Here is a 24,399-nt window from a genome sequence, read left to right on the forward strand (position 1 = left end):
TTTTGGGGAGTTGATGTACGATTCCGTTCATGACGAATCGCACATTCAAGACCGGCGAGAGCCGAGAGCAACCCAGTCTGCTTCCTGCGCGAGTTGAGGACTATGTCGGGGCGGACAACCCGGTCCGGGCGATCGAGAGCTTCGTTGGCGTCCTCGACCTTGCCAAGCTCGGCTTTCGCCATGCTGACCGCAAGGCCGAAGGGGTCGGCCAGCCGCCTTACGATCCGGCCGATCTGCTGAAGCTGTACCTTTACGGCTACATCAACCAAATCAGGTCGTCGCGTCGGTTGGAGCGGGAAGCTGGCCGCAATCTGGAACTGATCTGGCTGCTGAAGGGATTGAAGCCAGGCTATCGGACGATCGCCAACTTCCGCAAGGAGAACTGGGCGGCTCTGAAGGCGGCCAACCGCAGCTTCGTGCTGCTGATGCGCGAGCTTGGTCTTGTCGGCGGCAGCGTTGTTGCGATTGACGGCTCGTTTTTCCATGGCGACGCCAGCAAGGCTAGTATCTTTACGCGCAAGAGGCTTGCCGATCAGATCGCAAAACTTGACCAGGAGATCGAGGCTTACGGCAAGTCCCTCGAGGACAATGATGCCGCGGAAGCCAAGAAGCCCGGCAAGGATGGGCCCGATGGTGGCAGCGCAGGTGGAGGTGACCTTGGCGCGAAGGTCGCGGCGCTGATGGCCAAGCGCTCGCGCGCACAAGCCGATCTTGCTCGGTTGGAAGAGAACGGCGAGACGCAATTGTCCCTGACCGATCCGGATGCCCGGCTTCTGGTCAAGAGCGGCCAAGGGGTCGCAGGCTATAACGTGCAGACCGCCGTCGACGACAAGCACAAGCTCATTGTCGCCAGCGAGGTGGTGAACGACAGCAGCGACGTCGGCCAGCTACATGCGATGGCCATGGCCGCAAAAGAAGCCCTTGAGGTCAAGGCCCTGCAGGTGCTGGCAGATGAGGGCTATTACAGCAGTCGCGAACTGAAGGCCTGTGAGGATGATGGCATCGTGGCCTATGTGCCGGTGCCGGAGGGCAACTCCCGGCTTGAGAAGCAAGGCCGCTTTGTCCTCAAGGACTTCAACTATGATGGCGTATCCGACACCTACCGTTGTCCCGCCGGCCAACTGCTACATCCGATGAAGAGCAGGCAGAAGAACACCAGTGGCCGCATCGAGATCCGCTACGCGGCGCGTGGGGCGATCTGCAGGACCTGTCCCCTCAAGGTCCGTTGCCTCGGCTCGAACGCGGCCTACCGGGCGATCGGTCGCTGGGAGCATGAAGACGTTCTTGAGCGTCATCGCGCACGGATGCAGGGCGCAGGCGAACTGATGCGCCGTCGTTCCGGCATCGTCGAGCATCCCTTCGGCACGCTCAAATGCCGTGCCGGCTATCGTCATTTCCTGGTCCGCGGATTCAACAAGGTTGGCGGCGAGTGGAGCTTGATGGCGCTCTGCTACAATTTCACCCGCGTGCTCAACATCCTCAGCTTCGACGCGTTCTTGGCCGCGCTCGCAAAGACGCTCGCTCCTCGCCGATGCCCCTTCGCAGCCCTCCTGCAGGGCATGAAGGTCGCTCTAGCGACGTTCTGGCGAATATTTCGGCCTCCGCTCGCAACTCCCCGGTGCGCTACCGCCTAGGACGGCCAACGACCAATTCTTGCCCAGCCTCGTCGGGCAAAACACCCAAAACCCGTCAATCCCTCCTCGCAAAAATATTTCACTTTCCCGAATTTCGGATTTGTGGCATATGTGCGCCATCCCGGCCCTTCCAGAGGGGCGCTTCGCGATCGTCACGAGATGCGGGCCGGGGTGCGGTGGACGCGGTAGCGCCGGCGCGATGGGCGTGAGGACAGGGCGGGCGACCGTGAGTCCCGGCACAACGCGCATACGACACGGCGCGGTCACAGCGGTTTGGTCGATGGTCTGGGGCGGGCACACGCAAGCCCCGGATGTTGAGGCCAAGCCGTCCGCGGACGGAGAAGTCGTGTGGTCCCGACGCCCGGGGTTCTGGCGTCAAGGTTTGCGGTGATGTGGCGACCAACCGGCACGCATCGATCAGCCGCAAGGCGACGGGGGCAATAGTGCAACGCTCCCCGAGGAGAGCACGAAGGACACCGTTAAAACCATCCGCGCAGGGAAGGCCGGGCGACCGGCACACCTGTGGTCCACCCCGTGTGCGCTCTTATCGCCCACGGACCTGCGGGTGCCGCCGGCGCCCGGCCTTCCCTGCGCCCTTTGGTCTTCAAAGAGCGCGAAACGACCTGCAAAGCTCGGGCGAAATCTGCCGCGAGAACGAGAAGGTGCGTCTTGCGAGAAAGCGCGCGGAATGAACCGCAATCGCCGACGCATGCGCCATGATTGCGCGCGCAGCGAAGCAACGACGATGGACCAACCGGGGCCGCCCTCAGGGCCGCGCGATCACTCCACCTGTCATCGGCATCGGCACCCCCGTGGTCGCCGGATAGGACAATGGCAGGCCTTTCAGGCCGCGGGCGGCGAGGAAGCCGAAGGCCTGGGCCTCGATGGCGTCGGAGGCCCAGCCGAGCGTCTCGGCGGCCTCGACGGTGGCCGATCCCATCCGCTCCCTCAGCATCCGCAGCATGGTGAGGTTGCGCGCGCCGCCGCCGCAGACGATCCAGCTCCGTGGCCGCCGTGGCAACAACGGGATGATGCGGGCGATTGCCGCTGCGGTGAAGGCGGTCAGGGTCGCCGCGCCATCGGCCGGCGCGACCTCGCCGAGCTTGAGCGCGGCAAAGTCGTTGCGATCGAGCGATTTCGGCGGAGGCAACGCAAAGAACGGCAGCTCCAGCGCGCGGGCAATCCAGGCCTCGTCCACCTTTCCGAGAGCTGCAAACTTTCCCTCCGTATCGAACGACTGGTTCATCGTGCGGTACATGAAATCGTCCAGCAGCGCGTTGCCGGGCCCGGTGTCGCAGGCGATCAGCGTGTCGTTGCCGTCGATATAGGTGATGTTGGAGACACCGCCGATATTGACGACGACGATCGGGCCCTCGCGATCCAGCGAGTTGGCGAGCGCACGGTGGTAGACCGGTACGAACGGCGCGCCCTGCCCGCCGGCCTCGACGTCGGCGGCGCGGAAATCGTGCATCACCGGAATATGGATCGCCTTGGCCAGCGCCGGCCCGTCGCCGATCTGCACCGTCAGCCGCCGCTCGGGGCGATGCAGCACGGTCTGGCCGTGGAAGCCGACGATGTCGATGTCCTCCGGCTTCATGCGGTTCTGGGCGAAGAAGGCCGCAACCGCCTCGGCATGGGCCTGTGTCACCGCGCGCTCGGCCTCAGCCAGGATGCCTGGCCGGGCGTCACGTTGCGACAGGTGCACGGCCTCGCTCAGCGCCTGGCGCAGCAGATTGCGCTCCGCCGGGCTATAGGCCCGGTAGCCGGACGGGCCGAACGCCTTCACCTGCTTTCCATCGGTTTCGATCAGCGCGACATCCACCCCGTCCAGCGAGGTGCCGCTCATCAAACCGAGTGCCGTCAACATCATGGGATCAGCGCCCTCAAAATACCCCTACAGCATGCCGATCTTGTGCCAGAGGGACACATCTTATAATGCCACAGCGCCAAGTGGCGGGCAGCAATCGGGTTCCGACCGAAGACCCTTAAATTGCTCCCAAAACAGTAAACCAAGAATTGTCAGGCATGCCGACAGATGACTGCATTTAAATCGGATTTCCTCAATATCCTGCAGGAACGTGGTTTCGTCCACCAATGCTCCGATTTCGAGGGGCTGGACGCGCTGGCCGCCAAGGGCGAAGCGACCGCCTATGTCGGCTACGATTGCACCGCCCGCTCGCTGCATATCGGCAATTACCTGACCATGATGATGCTGCACTGGCTGCAGGAGTCCGGCAACAAGCCGATCACGCTGATGGGCGGCGGGACCACCATGGTGGGCGATCCCTCCGGCAAGGACGAGACGCGCGCGATGCGCACCGTCGCCGAGATCGAGGCCAACAAGGAATCGATCCGCGGCGTGTTCGCAAAGGTGCTCCGCTACGGCGAGGGCAAGAGCGACGCGATCATGCTCGACAATGCGGAGTGGCTGACCAGGCTGAACTGGATCGAGATGCTGCGCGACGTCGGCCGGCACTTCTCGGTCAACCGCATGCTGACCATGGACTCCGTGCGGCTGCGCCTCGAGCGCGAGCAGGAGATGAGCTTCATCGAGTTCAACTACATGGTCTGCCAGGCCTACGACTTCGTCGAGCTCGCCAAGCGCACCGGCTGCAAATTGCAGATGGGCGGCTCGGACCAGTGGGGCAACATCATCATGGGCGTCGACCTCGGCCGCCGCATGGGCACCCACCAGCTGTTCGCGCTGACGACGCCGCTGCTGACGACGGCATCGGGCGCCAAGATGGGCAAGACGGCGCAAGGCGCGGTCTGGCTCAACGCCGACGCGTTCTCGCCCTATGATTTCTGGCAGTACTGGCGCAACACCGAGGATGCCGACGTCGGCAAGTTCCTGAAGCTGTTCACGACGCTGCCGATGGCCGAGATCAGGAAGCTCGAGGCGCTCGGCGGATCCGAGATCAACGAGGCCAAGAAGGTGCTCGCCACCGAAGCGACCGCGCTGCTGCACGGCCGCGACGCCGCGAACGAGGCGGCGGAGACCGCGCGCCGCACCTTCGAGGAAGGCGCACTGGCCGAAACCCTGCCGACCGTGGAAATTCCGCGCAGCGAGCTGGACGCAGGCCTCGGCGTGCTCAACGCCTTCGTCAAGGCGGGCCTCGTTGCCTCCAACGGCGAAGCAAGGCGCCAGATCAAGGGCGGCGGCCTTCGCGTCAACGACGAGCCGGTTACTGACGAGAAAATGGCGCTCTCGGCAAACAATCTGACACCCGAGGGCGTGATCAAGCTGTCCTTCGGCAAGAAGAAGCACGTCCTGATCAAGCCTGCATAGGCGTATGAGCTTTTCGCTGCTTGTCAGGGCGCACGGATGCGCGCTCCCTGACGGGCAATGGATCAGAACACGCCCAGAGAAACGGCCAAGGAAACGACCAAGGAGGCGCCCGCGGTAGCGATCATGGAACCAGAGCGCTCGCAGCAAGCTGCGGTGCGCACCGCGCTCGTCGTGCTCGCGCTGTGCTTCACGCTGGCGGTCCTGGGCCGCGGCCTGAGCGAGAGCTTCACCGTCTTCCTCAAACCGATCTCCGAAAACTTCGGCTGGGACCGCGCGCAGGTCGTTTCGATCTATTCACTGACCTGGCTGATCAGCGGGTTGACCGCGCCGCTGGTGGGACGATTGTTCGACCATTCCGGACCGCGCATCGTTTACGCGCTCGGTCTGTTCCTGCTCGGTGCGGCCTTCCTGATCGCAAGCCAGGCGCAGGCGCTGTGGCAATTCCAGCTTTCAATCGGACTCTGCGTCGGCATCGGCGTCGCCTTCATCGGCAATGTGCCGAACTCGATGCTGCTCGGCCGCTGGTTCGGTCCAAAGCTGCCGACCGCAATGGCGGTGGTGTATTCGGCGATGGGCGGCGGCGTGCTGGCGCTGCTGCCGGCCTCGCAGCTCCTGATCGACCATCTCGGCTGGCGTGAGACCTACCAGCTGTTCGGCTTTGTCGCGCTCGGCCTGCTGGTGCCGCTGCTGCTGCTGCCCTGGCGGATGTTTTCGGCCGGCTCGCCGCATGTGACCAAGAGAAGCGATCCCGACTTCATCGACCACGGCTGGACGCTTCCGAGCGCCATGCGTCACCACGCGTTCTGGGCGCTGTTCTCGACCTTCTTCTTCACCGCCGTCGGTATGTATGCGATCGCCGCACAGATCGTCGCCTATTTGATAGATGCCGGCTTTCCGCCGTTGCAGGCCGCGACCGCCTGGGGGTTTTCGGGCGTCGTGCTGGTGTTCGGAATGCTCGGCGTGTCCGCGCTCGACGGCCTGATCGGGCGCCGGCCGTCGGTGCTGCTGAGCTACGCGATCTCGATTCTCGGCATCGTCCTGCTCTGGCTGCTTCAGTACTATCCGAACATCATCCTGCTCACCGGCTTCGTCTTCTGCTTCGGCAGCATGATGGGCTCTCGCGGCCCGCTGATCACGGCAACCGCGATGAAGATCTTTCGCGGCAAGCGCGTCGGCACGATTTTCGGCACCATCTCGATCGGCAGCGGCCTCGGCTCCGCCTTCGGCTCATGGAGCGGCGGCCTCATCCACGATTTCACACACGGCTACAACCTGCTGCTCGTGTTCGCGCTAGCGAGCGTGATCCTCGGAATGATTCCATTCCTGATCGTGCCCGCCTTGCGGGAATAGGTCTCCCCAACGTAACCTGCATCCCTCGGTGTCACCGGGAAAATACTGATGATGTACGAACATCGTGCGCAAAAAAATCCGGCGTGAACGGACGAACTGCGGTGTTTTGTCCGACATGACAAAAATGTCAGCGCAAATTGACGCGGGATCGCTTGCGGGGTTGAACTGAATACGATCCTAGTCGGGCATTGGATGGAGGGCACAAACCAAATGAACTTTCCTTATCTCACTCGCTTTCAACCGGTTCTCTTGAGCCTGTTTCGCTTCATCACCGGATTGCTGCTGTTCCAGTACGGCGTCGCAAAGATCTTCAAATTCCCGGTGCTCCCCTACTTCGCCAACATCCCGCCGCTGATCTGGACGGCAGGCGCGATCGAGCTCGTGCTCGGCGCGCTTCTGATGATCGGCCTGTTCACCCGCCTCGCCGCTTTCATTCTCGCGGGCGAAATGGCCTTCGCTTACTTCATGGGCCACATGCTCAAGGGCGAAACGCCGGTGTTCCTGCCGCTGCTCAATAACGGCACCGCGGCGATCCTGTTCTGCTTCGCCTGCCTCTATCTGTCGGCCGCCGGCGGCGGCTCGGTCAGCGCCGATGCGGCGATGGGCAAGGACTAGCGGCACGTTCGTGCGGCGCCGAGGCGCTCGCGAATTAACCTGAAAGCAAGACGGCACCGGCGGATCTGCCGGTGCCGACTCAGCGCGCCCCCAGCACGTTCCAGATCAGAACGAGGACCGCCACGAGCAGCACGGCCATGACAAGGCGGTGAACGAATCGGTTCATTGCCGCTCCGATAGAGCTCGATCAGCAACAAAGTCCGGGTGCGCGATCCTCCCGCAAGAATGCAGGCGCGCGGCGATGCATGGCCTTCTGCCTGCACGCTTGCGCATGAGGCTGCGGGGCGTCCTTCGCGCGGCCGGCGCCCACAGGCCTACGTTCATGATTGGTAAGAACTTCATGCTACCCATGCGAGCAACAACAACCATTCCGTAGGGGCTGTGATGAAGCTGTTGAGCCATCTGACGATCCGCACCAAGCTTGCCAGCATGGTCTGCCTTGCGGCTCTCACGGTCACGGCCATCATCGGCGTATCGTCCGTCCTCAGCAAGAGCCGCATGATGGAGGACCGGGTCCAGCAGATGCGGACTGCGGTGGAGCTGCTCTACAACTACGCACAATCGCTTCAGGAAGAGGTGACCGCCGGCAAGCTGACGCTGGCCGACGCCAAGGCCCAATTCCACCAGCGTGGCCGCCGCATGAACTTCAACGGCAACCAAGGCTACCCCGTCGTCTACAACCCCGACACCTCCATCCTGGTGAACGGCGCCAACCAGCAGCTGGAAGGCAAGATCACCGGGGCCAAGGATTCCAACGGAGTCCTGATCGCCGACGCCATCATCAAGGCCGGCGGCGAGACCGCGCAGGGCGGCGTGACCTCCTATCTCTATCCCCGCCCCGGCCAGACCGAACCCGTGCGCAAGACCGTGTTCGCGCGCAAATTCGCGCCCTGGAACGCGACCATCAGCTACGGCCTCTATGTCGACGACATCGACGCCGACGTGCGCGCACTGACGCTGGAGCTCGCCGCGATCGGCGTCGGCCTGATGCTGCTGATGGCGACGCTGTCCTGGCTGATCGCCCGCGACGTGCTCAGCGCACTCGATCGCCAGAAGAACCGCATGCAGGAGATCTCCGCAGGCGCCATCGACAAGCCGGTCGAGGAGACCGATCGCGGCGACGAGATCGGCCGCATGGCCGAGACGCTCGAAGTGCTCAGGCAGACCGCGCTGACGGCGCGTAATCTGGAAGCCGAGCAGGTCGCCACCAAGACCCGCACCGAGCAGGAGAAGCGCGATGCGCTGATCTCGCTTGCCGACCGCTTTGACGCCTCCGTCGGTCAGCTCGTCGGCCTGATGGCCTCCGGCTCCGGCGAGTTGGAAACCACCGCCAAGTCGATGTCGTCCACCGCCGAAGGCACCAACCGCCGCGCCGCCGTGGTCGGTACCGCCGCGACCGAAGCCAGCCAGCGCGTCCAGACGGTCGCAGCCGCCGCCGAAGAACTCTCCTCCTCCATCACCGAGATCAGCCGCCAGGTCGCACAATCCGCCGAAGTCACCGGCCGCGCCGTGGACAGCGCCCGCCGCACCGACACCATCGTGCGTGCGCTCTCGGACGGCGCCCAGCAGATCGAGCACGTCGCCGAGCTGATCTCCAGCATCGCCGCCCAGACCAACCTGCTCGCGCTCAACGCCACCATCGAGGCCGCACGCGCCGGCGAGGCCGGCCGTGGCTTTGCCGTCGTCGCCTCCGAGGTGAAGTCGCTGGCGAGTCAGACTGCCGAAGCCACCCGCGAGATCGGCGACAAGATCGCGCAGATCCAGGGCGCGACCAAGGAGGCCGTGGACGCCATCGGCGGCATCACCGCCACCATCGAGGAGGTCAGCCGCATCGCCACCTCGATCGGGGCCGCCATCGAGGAGCAAGGCGCCGCCACCGCCGAGATCGCCCGCAGCGTCTCGCAGACTGCGGAAGCCACCCAGGAAGTCACCACCAATATCGGCGGCGTCTCGACCGCCGCGAACGAGACCGGCAACGCCGCCGGCATGGTGCTCGCCGCAGCCAGCAACCTCTCCAAGCAGGCCGAGCAGCTCTCCGGCGAAGTCGGGACGTTCCTCGCCGGCGTGCGCGCGGCGTAAGGGGCAAACGCCCAACTCCCCAACATTCGTCGTGGCCGGGCTTGTCCCGGCCATCCACGTTCTCCGTACCCATAGCAAGAAATTACGTGGATGCCCGGGCCTTCGCCTCGCCGAAGCGGCTTCGGCCGCGCAGGCGGGACAAGCCCGGGCATGACGATTTCGGTTACCGCCGCGTCAGCGTGCAGCCGCTCGAGAGCTGGCGCGTCGAGCCGGTCGAGCCGTCGTTCGACTGCGAGGGGAATTCCTCGAAGGGTGAGTTCTGCTTGCCGGTGTTGAACTCGAAGATCTTGCGGAACAGGCCCGGGGCCATCGCCGAGATTGGATTGACGCGCATCACGGGCGCCGACGGCGTTCCGACGACCTCATAGGTCACGCCGATCAAGCCTTCATTGTTGCCGCCGCCGAGGAAGATGCCGAACAGGGGGATCTGGCCGAAGATGTTGTTGACGCCGTACATCGGCACGAAGGTGCCGCTCATGCACACCTGGTTGCCGGGATAGTCGATCGAGCCCTCGATGGTGGCACCGATCATGGGACCCTTGACCACGCCGTCGCGGACCGTGAGTGCGCCGTTCTGCCGCGTGAACTCGGCGCGCAACGCGCTGAAGGAGACCCCGCTGCCGGTGCCGTTGGGCGCGCCGGCGGCAACGCGTTCGAGCTGTGCCTCGCCCTTCACCATGAAGTCGCGAACATTGATGAGGCCCTCGCGCGAGGTGTTCGGCTCAGACGTCGGCGGCTCCATCGCCACCACCATCTGGCCGCCGACCGCCTTGGTGTAGGTGTCGGTGAACCGCAGCAGCGCGCCGGCATCGTTGGTCTGGAGGTAGATCACCTCGCGGCTGCCCTGCGCACGTCCGCCGCGCAGATCGGCGGCCACCGGCGTGTCCTTGCCGATCTTGCCGCTCAGCGTGAACGCCTTGATCGCACCATTGCGTTTCGACATCTTGGCATCGACGCTGCGCATCGCCTCGCCATTGAAGCCGGCGACGGCGCCGAGTTTCACGTCGATATCGAAATCGACGTTTTTCAACTTGTTGTTCTTCTCGTCCTTGGAATTGCCCGAGATCGCCGATTTCAGGAAGCCGCGGCCGTCGAACACGTCGCCGCGCATGGTGCCCTTGACCACGCCATCCTGGCTGCGCTCCACCTTCAGCGAGGCCTTGTCGCCATCGGAAGGTGAATAGGTCGGGAAGTTCGCATTCATGAGATCGCCGTTCGCGTCGACTTCGAGCGAGCCCTTGATCGAGGCGCCACCGCCTTCGATGACGATGTCTTCCAGACGCGTCGATTGCGCGGTCGGCACGACCTTGAAGCTGGCCTTGCCGGACTTGCCCGGCAGCTTGACCCAGCCCGGAAGGATATTGTCCAGCTTGACCGAGGTCAGGTCGGCCTCGACGCCGAGCTTGGTCGTCTGCTCGGGACCGCCGGCGATCTTGCCCGAAAGCTTGATCGGCAACGATCCGCTGACGGCGGGGCCGAGATCGAATCCCAGGCGCGCCCGGCTCGCATCGTCCAGCGTCGCTTGCAACCTGACATCCGCGTCGCCCTCGGCGGGCTTGCGATAGTCGATTGAGGCCGCCTGCCCGTTGATCTTGACGTCGCCCTTGACCTGATAGCCCTGGTTGTTCGCAACGATCTTGAGAGTGTTGGCCTCCAGCTTCTGGTTCATCACCAGCTTGTCGGCGGCAAAACCGTTGAGATCGGCGGTGACGGCGTAGGTCGTGTCTTCCTTGGTCAACTCGCCCTTGACCGGAAGGCCGAGCTGGATGTTCGCCGTGAACGTCCCCTTGCTGGTGTTGGGGTCGATGACGGTCGACGACAGATCACTCAGGCGATCATTCGAGAGCATCTCGGCCGCCGCAGGCACCGGTCCGTCGACGCGGAACCTGGTCCGCGACGGCGACGGCTTGGGCGCCATGTCAGGCACCTCGAAAACGAAATCGGAAATCGTGACCTTGCGGCCAGCGGGCGTATCGGCAATGCCCTGGCCGATGGTCACGGTCGCGGTGCGGCCGGTCACGCGCGCCTTCAGATCGGCATCGTGCACGACAGGCATGCCGTCCACGGGACGGACCGCGACGCCGCTCGCCACGATGTTGACCGAGAGGCCGTCGTCGGGAATCGGCGGCCCCTTGCGGGGAAGGTTTTTCGTCGGCGAATTGACGCCGATCTCGATGCGCTGGAGCGTACCGCGCTCGATCCGCTCGATCACCCATTCGCGCAACTCGGGAACGACCAGCGTCGGCCACATCCGCTTCAGCGCGGAGGCCGACATCGGCGTTCCCGCAAAGCCCAGCGTCAGCCGCGGCTCGCCGGAATAGTCGATGGCACCGGTGCCGGCGACGCCGATCTCGCCATTGCTGATGTCGGCCTGCGTCAGCAGGAGGCGCTTGTGATCGGTGTCGAAGCGGAAGCCGACGGCGATGCGGTTGAAGACGAGCGGCGGCTCGTTGTCGATGCCGCCGAGCAGGATCGAACCGCCGCTGAAGCCGAGCTGCCAGTCATTGACGGTCCCGTTGGGCGGCTCGAGATGAGCCAGAAGCGTCAGACGGTTCGCCCCCGACAGGATCTTGAACGGGGCGACCAGCACCCGCCGATTGGCGTCCCACTCGACGTTGATCTCGGCCTGGTCGATCGCCATCGGATAGTCCGGCGTATCGGTGTCGATGATATTGCCGGCGCCGACCGCGATCTTGCCGCGGAAGAAGGTCGGCACGCCGTCGCGGCCGAGCTCGCCCTTGAGCTCGCCCGTCAGCGGCAGGTCGGCCGTGTAGGTGAGATCCTTGACCCGCAGCGCCAGGAGGATGTTGGAGGTCGAGAGCTTGTCGGCCTTGATGTCGACCGAGCGCACGCCGTTCTCGGCCGGCCCGATCGTGGCGCGCAGCATCCACGGGCGCGCGCCCTCTTCGCCCAGGCTGAGCGTGACGCCGCCGCGGCTCGGCCGGCGCAGGCTGAGCGTGATGTTCTCAAACGACCATTTGCTGCCGCGCTGCTGATCGTCGACGATCAGATTGCCGTTCTTCAGGCCGATCTCGTTGAGGTTCTGGCCGTCGAGGCCGGTCATGCTCAGACTGTCGAGCCAGTCGAGGCCCTGAAGGATGCCGCTCTGCGCCGTCACCTGAGGCGGGCCTTGAGAGGCGGCTTGGGATGGATCCTGACTCGCAGGCGCCGTGGCGAATGGCGGCGGCGGGACGCCATTGCGCGGGAATGTCGGCGGCAGGCCCGCATCCTTCTTCGAGGCGACGCCGGTTGCCAGCGGCTTTGCGGTATCGCCGGCGGACACGGTGACGGTGCCGTCAGGCGCGATGCGGATGGCGAGCTCGGCATCGACCAGATTGAGACTTTCGGCGCGCAGGTGCCCCATCAAGAGGCCTGCACCCGACAGCTTCACTTCGGCCTTCGGCGCGCTGGCAACGACGGCGTGATCGCGATCGCGGACGATGATGTCCCGGATGCGGACGGCGATGCGGACCCGGCCGGCGCGCTCGATCTGGGTGCCTCCGATCTCGACCGTGTTGCCGTGACCGATATTGTCCTCGATCGCGGACGCCAGCCACGGCGTTGCGATATCGAGATTGATGGGGCCGGCACCGAGCCGCCACCACAGCGCCCCGAAGCAGCCGACGAAGACGACGGCGAGGGTCCCGACGACGAGCGCGACCCGCTTCAGCCAGCGATCGGCGGCCAGCCAGCGCCGCACCCCGCGAAACCCGTCGCCGAAGCGATGAAAGCCCGAATTGGAACGCGACAACAGCCGGCGCGCGCGATGGCCCGCGGCCGCCTCCTGATCCGGATCCCAATCGGCGTCGTCCCATTCCTGCGGCTGTTGCTGAACGCCGCGCCGATCGAAGTCCGGATTGTAATCCTGGGGCGACTTGTTCCTTGCCATTGCCTCTCGATACAGGCGCCCGTCATAGGATTGAGCGCCGCCGGGACCGCAGCCGTCCACTGGAAGCGAAGCTCCCTGTGCCGGCATTGCCGCCATACCTCGAATATTCCTGCTGTTCGTCATTTCGCCCCGGGAGTGCGTTCAACGAGCAGTGGGGTGGTGCGTGGAATTCCTTGTAACCATACTCCGGCGCCGCGAGACTTGCCCAGCCGAGGGCGCGATTCCGGCACGCCGGACGAGAGCTGCAATACCGTTTCGATTGACCCGCCGAAAGCGTCGAAAGGAAGGCGTATGTCCAAGAAATCCCGAACGAAATCGTCCAAAACGCCCTCCGGCAGTCCGACGGCTAAAAAGAAGGCCCTCAAGACGCAGGCCTCGACTCCGGCCAGGTCCGCGAAAACACCGCGGACCCCGGCGAGCAAATCAACCGGGACCCTAGCAAAACCAGGATCACATAGGGCCGCATCGAAACAGTTAAATTCCTCCAAATCGGCATCCCCGCCCGCGAAGGCGAAATCCGGCCTGACCGAGGGCCAGAAGGCCCCCGCTTTCCGCCTGACCCGCGACGGCGGCGACGTCGTCACATTGGCGGACTATGCCGGCCGAAAGCTCGTGCTGTTCTTCTACCCCCGCGCCGACACCCCGGGCTGCACCCGGGAAGCGATCGACTTCACCCGCCTGGCCGGCGCCTTCGCCGCTGCCGGCACCGCCGTGCTCGGCGTCTCCGCCGATCCGTTAAAGGCCCAGGAGAAATTCCGCGACAAGCACGGCCTCGGTATCCCCCTGATCTCGGATGAGACGCACCAGATGCTTGAAGCCTATGGCACCTGGGGCGAAAAGTCGATGTATGGCAAGAGCTTCCTTGGAATTCTTCGCACCACGATACTGGTCGGAGCCGATGGCAAACTGGCCAGGATCTGGCGCAACGTGCGGGTCGACGGCCATGCCGACGAGGTGCTGGAAGCGGCAAGAAGTCTTTAACCAGTTCATTAAATTCGCGCGTTCCCATTTCCGGAAAATTAACCATGACCGGCCCAGATTGCTGCGGCAATTAGGCCGTACGGACTCATCCGACCGGCGCGGGAGTGCCGATGTCGAAAAGTTCTGCCCAATATTCGCAGTACGCCCAACATCATCCTCACGACCACGGACGGGCCTTCCAACGCCGTCCCGCCCTTGCGGCAGCTGCAGCGATTCCCCTTCCCGAGACCGACGACGCCTACACCATCGTCCATGCCGGCAAGCAGGTCCGCTTCGGGCCCGTGGTGTTCTGGATCGTGGTCGGCACGGTGGTGCTGCTCGGTCTCTGGTCGGCGGCAACCGCCACCTATTTCGCGTTCCGTGACGACGTCCTGACCCGGCTAATCGCTCGCCAGGCCGAGATGCAGTACGCCTATGAGGACCGCATCGCGGAGCTGCGCGCCAAGGTCGACCGGACCACCAGCCGCCAGCTGCTCGACCAGGAACAGTTCGACCAGAAACTCGACCAGATCATGAAGCGCCAGACGGCGCTGGAGTCCCGGGCCACGGCGCTCGGAGCCATGCCTGATGTAACCGGCTCGATTCCGCGCGCGACGCCTCAGCGCGGCGATTCGAGCCAGGTGACGCCAAAACCCTCGCCGATCAGCGACACCGTGATCTTCGTGGCACCGCCGGACCGTGAGGCGCGCCTCGAGTCGCGCGCTCCGACTGTTGCCACTCCCCCAACCAACCAGTTCGCCAAGAACCAGGGTTTCGACAACGTCCTGGTCCGGCTCACGACCTCGCTCGACCAGGTGGAACGGCGCCAGATGGCGGCGCTCAGCGCCGTCGAGGAAAGCATGGATTCACGGATGCGCCGGATGCGCGGTGTCGTCAGCGATCTCGGCCTGAATCTCGCCAATCTCGAATCCGCCGTGCCGCGCACCGCGATGGGCGGTCCATTCGTACCGGTCAAACTGACGGCGAACGCCGGACCGTTCGAGAAGCAGCTCTCACGCATCAACACCACGCGCGCCGAGATGGACCGTCTCAATCGCACGCTGGCGCTGGTGCCTTATCGCAAGCCCGTGATCGGCGAGGTCGAATTCACCTCCGGCTTCGGCGTTCGCAGCGATCCCTTCCTCGGTCGGCCCGCGATGCATACCGGGCTCGATTTCCGCGCCGCCACCGGCGATCCGGTTCGCGTCACCGCCAACGGCAAGGTGGTGTCCGCCGGCTGGTCCGGCGGTTACGGCCGCATGGTCGAGGTCGACCATGGTAACGGGCTTTCGACCCGCTACGGCCATCTCTCCGAGATCAACGTCAAGGTCGGCGAGATCGTGAAGATCGGCCATGTCGTCGGTCTGGTCGGGTCGACCGGTCGCTCGACCGGTCCGCATCTGCATTACGAGACCCGCATCGATGGCGAAGCGGTCGATCCGCAGAAATTCCTGCGCGCCGGCGTGCGTCTCAGCGCGGGCTGAGCCCCTAGCAGGAGCGTTTATAGCCCTGACTACTGACTGCGCTCGTGGCCGACCTCGCCGGTGATGACGTCGCCGAACAGCTCCCAGGCCTGCCCGTTGAAACGCATCAGCTGCATCTGCTCGATCGGGAAGTAGTCGTCGGCTGAGGTGTTGACCATGATGCCGGGCAGCATCAGGTCGGTGTGAAAATTCTTCAGGCTGGTGGCCTGCTTCATCGCGTTCTCGCGCGTGAGGTTGTCGCCGCACTGCTTCAGCACCTGCGCCATCGCCTCGGCCTGCACATAGCCATAGAGGTTGTTGGCGTTGGTCTTGTCGCCATCGGGGTAATATTTGTCCATGAATTCGCGCCACTTCACCACGGCCGGATCCTTGTCCCAGGTCGGATCGGTCGGGTCCTTCAGATAGGCGGTCGAGATGATGTCCTTGGCATAGTCGAGCCCGGCGGGCTTCAGCACCGACGCAATGGATGTGGCCGTGTTGGCGAGGAAGAATTTCGGCTTCCAGCCGAGCTCGCCGACCTTCCGGATCGCCTGCGCCGATCCCTTCGGCGCGGCCCACGAGAAGAAGATATCAGCGCCGGAATCGTGCAAGGCGACGATCTGCGAGTCGATCGAGGGATCGCTGACCTCGTAGGATTTGTCGGCGATGATCATATTGACCTTGTCGCCGAGGCCGTCCTTCAATCCCTTGAACTGATCCTTGCCGGCGTCGTCATTTTGCCAGAGCACCGCGATCTTGCTGTTCGGAAACTTGTCACGGATATATTTCGCGTAGATTCGTCCTTCGCTCTGGTAGTTCGGCTGGAAGCCCATCGTCCACGGGAAGTTCTTGGGGTCGCCGAACTTGGTGCCGCCGGAGGCGACGAACAGCTGCGGCACCTTCTTGGCGTTCATGTATTTCATGATCGCGGAGTTCGAGGGCGTTCCGAGAGGCTGGAAGATCAAGAGGACCTCGTCACTCTCGACCAGCTTGCGCGCCTGCTCGATCGCCTTCGGCGGAGAGTAGGCATCATCGTAGCTGATGAAATTGATCTTGCGGCCGTTGATGCCGCCCTGATCGTTGATCATCCTGAAGAAGGCCGCCTCGGTCTTGCCGATCACGCCATAGGACGACGCCGGCCCGCTATAGGGCATGATGTTGCCGATCTTGATTTCGGTGTCGGTGGCTCCGGGATCGTATTTCTTCTGCGCCGAGGCCGGTGTCGTGACGAGCACGCCGGCAAGAATGGCGAGGGCAGCAAGGTTTTCGCGACGACCCGGCATCGGTCTCTCCCCTGTTTTGTAGTCTTGTTTTGTGGGGAGTGTCGCAAGGCGGACGATGGCTGGCAAGCGCCGGGATTTTCCGCAAGGTGAAACAGCAGACGCGGAACTACACGCTGCGCCGCAGCAGGTGCAAGACGCGCCCATCAATCACCAGCAACGCGCTGGCGATGACGATGGCGCCGGCAATCTCACGCATCGAAATCGGCTCACCAAGGACCAGATAGCCGAGCAGGATTGCAGTCACGGGAAGAAGGAGCGTTACCAGCGTTACGTTGGTCGCCCCTGAGCGCCGCAGCACCTGGAAAAAGACGAGATACGCGAGCGCGGTCGAGAGGCCCGCCGAGCCGAGCACGGCGAGCCAGGTCGTCATGCCAGGCATCGGCAGGCGCCATGGCCGGTCGAATACGAAAGCCAGCACCGTCATCATGATCGTCGATGCGAGCAACTGACATGTCGCCGTCGCAAGCGGTGGCGATTTGGACAGCCAGCGCCGTGCCACCAAAGCCGCGAATCCGTAGCTGAGTGCCGCACCGAGACAAAGCAGAATCCCGATTCCCTGCCCCGTCACCAACTCGACCCCGCCTCCCTTCAGAATGATGACGCCGATTAGGCCCACGACGACACCCGCCGCCCGACGCGCGATCAGCCTCTCCTCTCCGACAGCAGCCATCACCACGACGGTGAATAAAGGCGTGGTCGCGTTGAGGATAGACGCCAGCCCACTCGAAATGAACAATTGCGCCGTCACGATCATGGAAAAAGGCAACACGTTGTTGAGCAACGCCATGGCGATATACGGGCGCCAACTCGCGATGTCCCCGGGAAGAATGATCCGATAAAGCCGCAGGAGCGGCAGAAGGAAGGCCGCACCCACCGCCACTCGCAGCAGCACCAGCGTCAATGGCGGCAATTCCCTCAACGCTGCGCTGTTGAAAAAGAACGAGCCGCCCCACAGGATCGAAAGGAGGCCCAGCAGCAACCAGTCACGCGCGTCGATCCTGTTATCGGTGGTAAGCATGACGTCTCGCATCTGGTGGCCGGAGCCGTCGCCTAGCGCGAAGCCATGGGAGTGACCACCCGATTTCCGCAACAGAGCTGTGCAGCTTACTTCGGCCGCGACACCAGCTCGATCATCCTGCCCTCATCTTCGTCGGGCATCGCCGCCTTCGCCTGCGCGTAGGACTCGACCGCGGCGCGCGCGACCAGCGGCTTGTCGGCCAGCAGACTCTCCGCCAACTTGACGGCATAGGCTGCATCCTTGTGGCGCAGTGCTGTGGTGAACGTCGCGCCGGAGAAATCGCGGGCGACCATGCGCTTGGAGTGGCGTTGCACCTGCGGGCTTGCGGCCACGCCTGCCTGGATCGATTCCAGCACGAGGTTCATGTCGAGCCCGGCCTGCTCGGCGATGGCAAGGCCCTCGGCCAGGCCGGCGATCTGGATCGCGCCCATCAGGTTGTTGATGAGCTTGTAGACCGTGCCGGCGCCCACCGGTCCGAAATGGCGGATGGTCGAGCCGATTGGCTCGAGATAGGGCCGCGCGCGATCGAGGTCAGCCGCGTTGGCGCCGACCAGCAGGGTCAGTTTTCCGGCAGCGGCCGCATCCGGCAAACCCGTCACGGGACAATCGAGATAGATGAGGCTGCGCGCGTTGAGCTCGCGGCCCATCTCGCGCGCATGGTCATGAGAGACGGTGGAGCATTCGATCGCGATGGTGCCTGATTTCGCCGTCTTGGCCGCGCCCTTCGGGCCGAGCCAGACCACGCGCGAGGCTTCGTCATCGGCCACCATGGTCACGACGGCGTCGGCGTCGATCGCGGCGTCTTCAGGCGAGGTCGCCCAATGCGCGCCGCGCGCGATCAGGTCTTCCGCTTTTGCCTTGCTGCGATTCCACAACGTCACCGTGAAGCCGGCATCGAGATAGCGGCCGGCCATGCCATGACCCATCCGCCCCAATCCGATGAAGGCGATGCGGGGCATGGTCAGTCCACGTCCTCGATGTCGGCGCCAGTTGTGCCGAAGGCGCGCTGCGCCAGCGTCGCGGCCATGAAGTCGTCGAGATCGCCGCCGAGCACGCCCGAGGTGTCCGAGGTCTGCACGCCCGTGCGCAGGTCTTTCACCATCTGGTAGGGCTGCAGCACGTAGGAGCGGATCTGGTGGCCCCAGCCGATATCGGTCTTGGCGGCCTGGTCGGCGGCGGCCTTCTCCTCGCGCTTCTTCAGCTCGATTTCATAAAGACGCGCACGCAGCATGTCCCAGGCCTGCGCCTTGTTCTTGTGCTGGGAACGGCCGGCCTGGCAGACCACGGCAACGCCGGTCGGGATGTGCGTCAGCCGCACCGCGGATTCGGTCTTGTTGACGTGCTGGCCGCCGGCGCCGCCCGAGCGCATGGTGTCGACGCGGACATCGGATTCCTTGATGTCGATCTTGATGCTGTCGTCGATGACCGGGAAGACCTGCACGCTGGAGAAAGACGTGTGCCGCCGCGCGTTGGAATCGAACGGCGAGATGCGCACCAGGCGATGCACGCCCGCTTCGGTCTTCAGCCAGCCATAGGCGTTGTGGCCGGAGACCTGGATGGTCGCGGACTTGATGCCGGCCTCTTCGCCCTCGGACTCTTCCAGCACTTCGACCTTGAAGCCGTGGGTGTCGGCCCAGCGCGTGTACATGCGCAGCAGCATCTGGGCCCAATCCTGGCTCTCGGTGCCGCCGGCGCCGGCATGGACTTCGAGATAGGAATCGAACCGGTCGGCTTCGCCCGAGAGCAGCGCCTCGAGTTCGCGCCGCGCCACTTCCTTCTTGAGATTCTTCAACGCGGCTTCGGCCTCAGCCACGACGCCCGCATCGCCCTCGGCCTCGCCGAGCTCGATCATGCCGATGTCGTCTTCGAGCTCCTGCTCGACCTTGCCGATACCGCCAAGCGAATCCTCAAGCGAGGTCCGCTCCTGCATCAGCTTCTGGGCCTTCTGGGGGTCGTTCCAGAGGTTGGGATCTTCTGCGAGCTTGTTCAGCTCAGCGAGGCGCGCCGTCGATTTCTCGACGTCAAAGATGCCTCCTCAGCAGCCCGACTGACTGCTTGATCTCTTCTACCAACCGTTCGATTTCGGCGCGCATGGTGTTCTCTGGTCTCGCGGAATTGGTGACGCGTCAACTGAAATGCGGGATGTAGCGGCGGCGGCAGCAAAGCGCAACCGCCCGCCTCGCCCGTATCAAACGTTTTCCGCTACCACAGCCCACCCGTGCCCGGCCGCATGATGAAGCCGGAGTCCGGCTGCTGCTGCTGCGAGGCCGGCATGCCGCCGCGCCCGTCGGCGTCGGCCACGCCGATGACCGAATAATTATCCGGCGGCGCCGTGCCCGGCTTGAAGGCTTCGAGGATGGTTCCGCCGGTTTCGCCGGGGCCGGCGCGCATGCCGGTCTTGGCGACGACCCGAACCAGCTTGATGCCGGCCGGGACCTTGAACGGAACGGCGGGCTTGTCGGCGAGCGCGAGCTGGAGGAAGTCGCGCGCGATAGGAGCCGCGAGATGGCCGCCGGTCGCGGCGTTGCCTTTGCCGAGCGGACGCGGCTTGTCGTAGCCCATATAGATGGCGACGGCGATATCGGGCGAGAAGCCGACGAACCAGGCGTCCTTGGCCTCATTGGTGGTGCCGGTCTTGCCGGCGATCGGCTTGCCGACCGCCTTGACCACGGTCGCGGTGCCGGCCTGAACCACACCTTCCATCAGCTCGGTGATCTGATAGGCGGTCATGGAGTCCAGCACCTGCTCGCGGCGGTCGATCAGCTGCGGCTCGGGCTGGTTCTTCCAGCCGCCCGGCGCGTCGCAGCCGCGGCATTCGCGCTGGTCGTGCTTGAAGATGGTGTGGCCGTAGCGGTCCTGGATACGATCGATCAGCGTCGGTTTCACGCGGCGGCCGCCATTGGCGAGCATCGAGTAGGCCGTGACCATGCGCATCGCCGTCGTCTCGCCGGCGCCCAGCGCGTAGGAGAGATAGTTCGGCAGTTCGTCATAGACACCGAAACGGCGGGCATATTCGCCGATCAAGGGCATGCCGATGTCCTGCGCCAGCCGCACCGTCACGGTGTTGAGCGACTGCCGCAGCGCGTTGCGCAGCGTCACCGGTCCCTGGAATTTGCCCGAGGAGAAGTTTTCCGGCCGCCATACGCCGGCGCCCTGCCCCTGGTCGATTTCGATGGGTGCGTCGAGCACCACGGTCGAGGGCGTATAGCCGTTGTCGAGCGCGGCCGAATAGACGATCGGCTTGAACGACGAACCCGGCTGCCGATAGGCCTGCGTGGCGCGGTTGAACTGGCTCTGGTCGAACGAGAAGCCGCCGACCATCGCGAGCACGCGGCCGGTCCAGGGATCCATCGCCACCATCGCGCCGGACACTTCGGGGATCTGGCGCAACCGGTACTGGCCCTCGACCGGCTGGCCGTCCTTGTAGAGCGGATCGGCATAGATCACGTCGCCGGGCTGCAGCACCTGCGACACCGCCGTCGGCGTCTTGCCTTTGGTTCCGCCCTGCGCGGCCCGCGCCCAGCGCACGCCGTCAAGCGTGACGATGCCGGTCTCGCGCTGCTTGCTCACGGCGCCGCCAAGCTCCCGGCTCGGCTGGAAACCGATGCGGGCAGACTGGTCGCTGGTCTCCAGCACCACCGCCATCCGCCATGGCGAGATGTCGGAGAGCGATTTGATCTCGGCGAGCTTGACGCCCCAGTCGCCCGAAATATCGAGCTTGCTCATGGCGCCCCGATAGCCCTGCTGCTCGTCGTAGTTCACGAGGCCGGTGACCATCGCCTTGCGCGCCATCACCTGGATCTTCGGGTCGAGCGTCGTGCGCACCGACAGACCGCCTTCATACAGCTTCTTCTCGCCATAGCGCTCGAAGATGTCGCGGCGGACTTCCTCGGCGAAATATTCGCCGGCGAAGGTGTGGGCGCCGTTGGAACGGCTGGTGACGGCCAGCGGCTCCTTGCGAGCCTTGTCGGCGTCGGCCTGCTTGATCCAGCCGTTCTCCAGCAGACGGTCGATCACGTAGTTGCGGCGCTCGATGGCGCGGTCGCGATTGCGGACCGGATGCAGCGTTGCCGGCATCTTCGGCAGCGCGGCCAGATAGGACGCTTCCGCCACCGTCAGCTCGTTCACCGACTTGTCGAAATAGACCAGCGACGCGGCCGCGATGCCGTAGGCGCCGAGGCCGAGATAGATTTCGTTCAGATACAGCTCGAGGATCTTGTCCTTCGAATAGGTCTTCTCGATCCGCATCGCCAGCAAGGCTTCCTTGATCTTGCGGGAGAAGGAGACCTCGTTGGTCAGCAGGAAGTTCTTGGCGACCTGCTGGGTGATGGTCGAGGCGCCCTGCGGACGGCGGTTGGAGCCGTAGTTCTGGATGTAGGCCACGCCGGCGCGCGCCATGCCGGTGTAGTCGATGCCGCCATGCTCGTAGAAATTCTTGTCTTCGGCCGCCAGGAACGCGTTGATCACGAGCTTGGGCACCGCCTGGATCGGCAGGTACAGCCGCCGCTCCTTCGCATATTCGCCGAGCAGCGAGCCGTCGACCGCGTGCACGCGGGTCATCACAGGCGGCTCGTAATCCTGAAGCTGAGAGTAGTCGGGCAAGTCCTTGGAGAAATGCCAGATCAAGCCTGCCACGGCCCCGACACCGACAAGGAACAATACCGTTCCCGCGGCGAACAGGAAGCCCATGAACCGCACCAGCAAGCGCATTATGTGTTTATCCGTTCAAACTCTGGATCAGACCAGTATCAGCCCATCGGACCAAAAAACTGGCACCCCAAACAGGCGCCAATCTCCCGTCGCGAATTCACCGGCTAACGCAATACCATCAGTGCCGGACTTAAGACGCCTGCCGAACAAGGATTCTCGCCGATTCCGGAACCCCCTGCGGGATTTTTATAAAGCGCCCGCTGTGGCCAAACTAGGGCTTTTGCGGCGGGACTGGAAAACCCCTTCAATTCGACGATCCCCGGGTCGCCCAATTGGGGCGATCCCGAGGTCGTCAATTCGGCAATCCCCGGGTCGTCAATTTGACGATCCCCGGGGCGTCAATTCGACGATCCCGCCGTGGCCATCCGTTTGGTCAGGAACCCGTCGATCGCCTGCGCCATCGAGCCCACGGCACGGGACCGCCAACCCTCCGAGACTAAATGCTCGAGGTCACCTTTATTTGAGACGTAGCCGATCTCGACCAGCACCGAGGGCACATCCGGCGCCTTCAGCACCCGGAAGCCCGCCGACTTCAGGGGATGCTTGTGCATCCGCACCGTCGACTTCATCTCGCCCATCAGAAGGCGGGCGAAACGGTTTGAAAAGGTGCGGGTTTCCCGCTGGGTGAGGTCGATCAGGATATCGGCGACGTCGGTCGGCTCTTCGGCGAGGTTGAAGCCGGCGATCGCATCCGCCCGGTTTTCGGCGTCAGCCAGCCGCTGTGCCTCTGCGTCGGACGCCTTGTCGGACAGCGTATAGATGGTCGCGCCCTGCGCATCGCCCTCGGCGCGAGGCAGCGCATCGGCATGAATGGAGACGAACAAGGCCGCCTTCAGATTCCGGGCGACCTTGGTCCGGTCATTGAGGGGAATGAAGGTGTCGTCGTCCCGCGTCATGACCACACGGTATTTGCCGGCCTTTTCCAGCTTGTCGCGGAGCGCCAGCCCGAAGGCCAGCACAAGGTTCTTCTCGCTCTCGCCGCTCGACTGCGTGCCGTTGTCGATGCCGCCATGGCCGGGATCGATCACGACCACCGGGCGGCCGTCGGCCTTCTGCTGCGCCGCCGTGTCCGGGGCCGTCGCGGGAGCCGTTGCAGGCTGCGCTTCCGCGATCGTCGGACGCAGCTCGGGGCGGTGTTCGGGTGCGAGCGACTGCACGAAGGCGGTCCGGTCGACCTCCTCCAGCTCCAGCACGAGCCGGGCCGGCTGACCGTTGGCCGCCTCCAGCACATAGGAATTGGCGATCCGGGCCGGTCCGGTCAGGTCGAACACGATTCGCGAGCCGCCGGGCATGACGAGTCCATAGCGGAAGGCCTTGACCAGTCCGCGCCCCCCGCTCCCTGCCCCCGCGGGCAGCTGAAAATTCACCTGCGGCACGTCAACGACGACCCGGTACGGGTCGGCCAGCGTGACGGCGCGAAAGGTGACGGTCTGGTCGAGGTCGAGAATGAAGCGAGTCTGCTTGCCATCGCCGGCCAGCCGGGCGGCGGAGGCGACCGGAAAATTCGCTACTGCAACAATGGGTTGCGGCTGGCTTTCCGCGGCGCTCAGGCGCGAGGAATCGGCACACGGCAACGCCGCTGCGCACAGCAGAGCGCATCCCAGCAAAACCCGTTGATTTGCGCGGCTCGCCACCGATTCCGTGCCTCCGAGCAGCCCTTTTAACGCAATAGAACCACAGGGTTAATCGATCCTTAATGACAGAAGCGCGAAACTCGCTGACTGTGACCGCCGTGCGACGCTCCCTTGCACCGATGGCTCATTCCTCGTATGTACGGAATGCTGACGGCCGATATTTCCGGTTGTGTCGCATTCAGCCTCCCGGTGCAGCGCCGGAACTCTCAAGGTTTGGGAATTCCAGCGTTTTCCGTTCCCCTCTAAGACCAGCGCGGTGCGCGGCAGCGAGGTGGAGCGGGTCAAGCGCCGGTGGCGGACGGTCCTGGGTTACCACTCGCGTTTCCGGGACAGTTCTGACAGCGACGTAACCCATTACCCGGTCCCTTGATCCCAAGGGAGCGGTTCGTGACCCCCAAGGCGAGCGCGCTCGCGCCATGCCTGGCCTGCAGCAACTGATTGAAGGGCGGCCTCGCCGCCCAATGTTTCATACGGG

At 64.3% G+C, this 24,399-nt stretch carries 15 protein-coding genes; 7 read left to right on the top strand and 8 right to left on the bottom strand.

Annotation, left to right across the window (positions count from 1 at the left end; translation table 11 throughout):
* Positions 1–29 precede the first annotated feature (29 nt).
* Positions 30–1,634, top strand: a complete 1,605-nt coding sequence (locus IVB24_RS23330; RefSeq protein ID WP_247769155.1) for an IS1182 family transposase — start codon at positions 30–32, stop codon at positions 1,632–1,634.
* Positions 1,635–2,400: 766 nt separating this feature from the next.
* Here the strand turns inward: IVB24_RS23330 and IVB24_RS23335 are convergent.
* Positions 2,401–3,504 (bottom strand): anhydro-N-acetylmuramic acid kinase, encoded by a 1,104-nt coding sequence (locus IVB24_RS23335; RefSeq protein ID WP_247769157.1) that lies wholly within the window; start codon positions 3,502–3,504, stop codon positions 2,401–2,403.
* Positions 3,505–3,669: 165 nt separating this feature from the next.
* On the opposite strand from IVB24_RS23335, the gene tyrS reads away from it, so the two are divergent.
* From tyrS to IVB24_RS23355, 4 genes are all read left to right on the top strand, one after another.
* Complete coding sequence (tyrS, locus tag IVB24_RS23340; RefSeq protein WP_140479445.1) at positions 3,670–4,923, top strand: tyrosine--tRNA ligase; 1,254 nt, start codon at positions 3,670–3,672, stop codon at positions 4,921–4,923.
* Positions 4,924–4,980: 57 nt separating this feature from the next.
* Positions 4,981–6,273, top strand: coding sequence for an MFS transporter (locus tag IVB24_RS23345; protein ID WP_247769159.1), 1,293 nt, complete (start codon positions 4,981–4,983; stop codon positions 6,271–6,273).
* A 210-nt stretch (positions 6,274–6,483) separates the two neighbouring features.
* Positions 6,484–6,888, top strand: coding sequence for a DoxX family protein (locus IVB24_RS23350; protein ID WP_247769161.1), 405 nt, complete (start codon positions 6,484–6,486; stop codon positions 6,886–6,888).
* 384 nt (positions 6,889–7,272) lie between these two features.
* The gene (locus IVB24_RS23355) at positions 7,273–8,967 is read left to right on the top strand and encodes a methyl-accepting chemotaxis protein (RefSeq protein WP_247769175.1); all 1,695 of its coding nucleotides are present in this window, start codon (positions 7,273–7,275) and stop codon (positions 8,965–8,967) included.
* Between the two features lie 163 nt (positions 8,968–9,130).
* Here IVB24_RS23355 and IVB24_RS23360 read toward each other — a convergent pair whose 3' ends face one another.
* The gene (locus IVB24_RS23360; protein WP_247769177.1) at positions 9,131–12,943 is read right to left on the bottom strand and encodes an AsmA-like C-terminal region-containing protein; all 3,813 of its coding nucleotides are present in this window, start codon (positions 12,941–12,943) and stop codon (positions 9,131–9,133) included.
* Positions 12,944–13,147: 204 nt separating this feature from the next.
* Between IVB24_RS23360 and IVB24_RS23365 the strand changes: the two genes are divergently transcribed.
* Positions 13,148–13,837 (top strand): peroxiredoxin, encoded by a 690-nt coding sequence (locus IVB24_RS23365; protein WP_247774156.1) that lies wholly within the window; start codon positions 13,148–13,150, stop codon positions 13,835–13,837.
* Between the two features lie 110 nt (positions 13,838–13,947).
* A complete protein-coding gene (locus IVB24_RS23370) occupies positions 13,948–15,300 on the top strand; it encodes a M23 family metallopeptidase (protein ID WP_247769179.1) in 1,353 nt (450 codons plus the stop codon).
* A 29-nt stretch (positions 15,301–15,329) separates the two neighbouring features.
* On the opposite strand, the gene IVB24_RS23375 is transcribed toward IVB24_RS23370, so the two are convergent.
* From IVB24_RS23375 to IVB24_RS23400, 6 genes are all read right to left on the bottom strand, one after another.
* Positions 15,330–16,562, bottom strand: coding sequence for an ABC transporter substrate-binding protein (locus IVB24_RS23375; protein ID WP_247769181.1), 1,233 nt, complete (start codon positions 16,560–16,562; stop codon positions 15,330–15,332).
* Between the two features lie 106 nt (positions 16,563–16,668).
* The gene (locus IVB24_RS23380) at positions 16,669–17,580 is read right to left on the bottom strand and encodes a DMT family transporter (protein ID WP_140479433.1); all 912 of its coding nucleotides are present in this window, start codon (positions 17,578–17,580) and stop codon (positions 16,669–16,671) included.
* Positions 17,581–17,666: 86 nt separating this feature from the next.
* Positions 17,667–18,539, bottom strand: coding sequence for an NAD(P)-dependent oxidoreductase (locus tag IVB24_RS23385; RefSeq protein ID WP_247769183.1), 873 nt, complete (start codon positions 18,537–18,539; stop codon positions 17,667–17,669).
* 2 nt (positions 18,540–18,541) lie between these two features.
* Positions 18,542–19,673 (bottom strand): peptide chain release factor 2 gene (gene prfB / locus IVB24_RS23390; protein ID WP_247769185.1). Its coding sequence is split into 2 segments (ribosomal slippage): positions 18,542–19,603 and positions 19,605–19,673, totalling 1,131 coding nucleotides; the frame shifts between segments, so codons are not numbered across the junction.
* Positions 19,674–19,782: 109 nt separating this feature from the next.
* Positions 19,783–22,290, bottom strand: coding sequence for a penicillin-binding protein 1A (locus IVB24_RS23395; protein ID WP_247769187.1), 2,508 nt, complete (start codon positions 22,288–22,290; stop codon positions 19,783–19,785).
* 338 nt (positions 22,291–22,628) lie between these two features.
* Positions 22,629–23,924, bottom strand: a complete 1,296-nt coding sequence (locus IVB24_RS23400) for an N-acetylmuramoyl-L-alanine amidase (protein WP_247769189.1) — start codon at positions 23,922–23,924, stop codon at positions 22,629–22,631.
* Positions 23,925–24,399 lie beyond the last annotated feature (475 nt).

The sequence above is a fragment of the Bradyrhizobium sp. 192 genome (genome assembly GCF_023100965.1).
Classification (GTDB): Bacteria; Pseudomonadota; Alphaproteobacteria; order Rhizobiales; family Xanthobacteraceae; genus Bradyrhizobium; species Bradyrhizobium symbiodeficiens.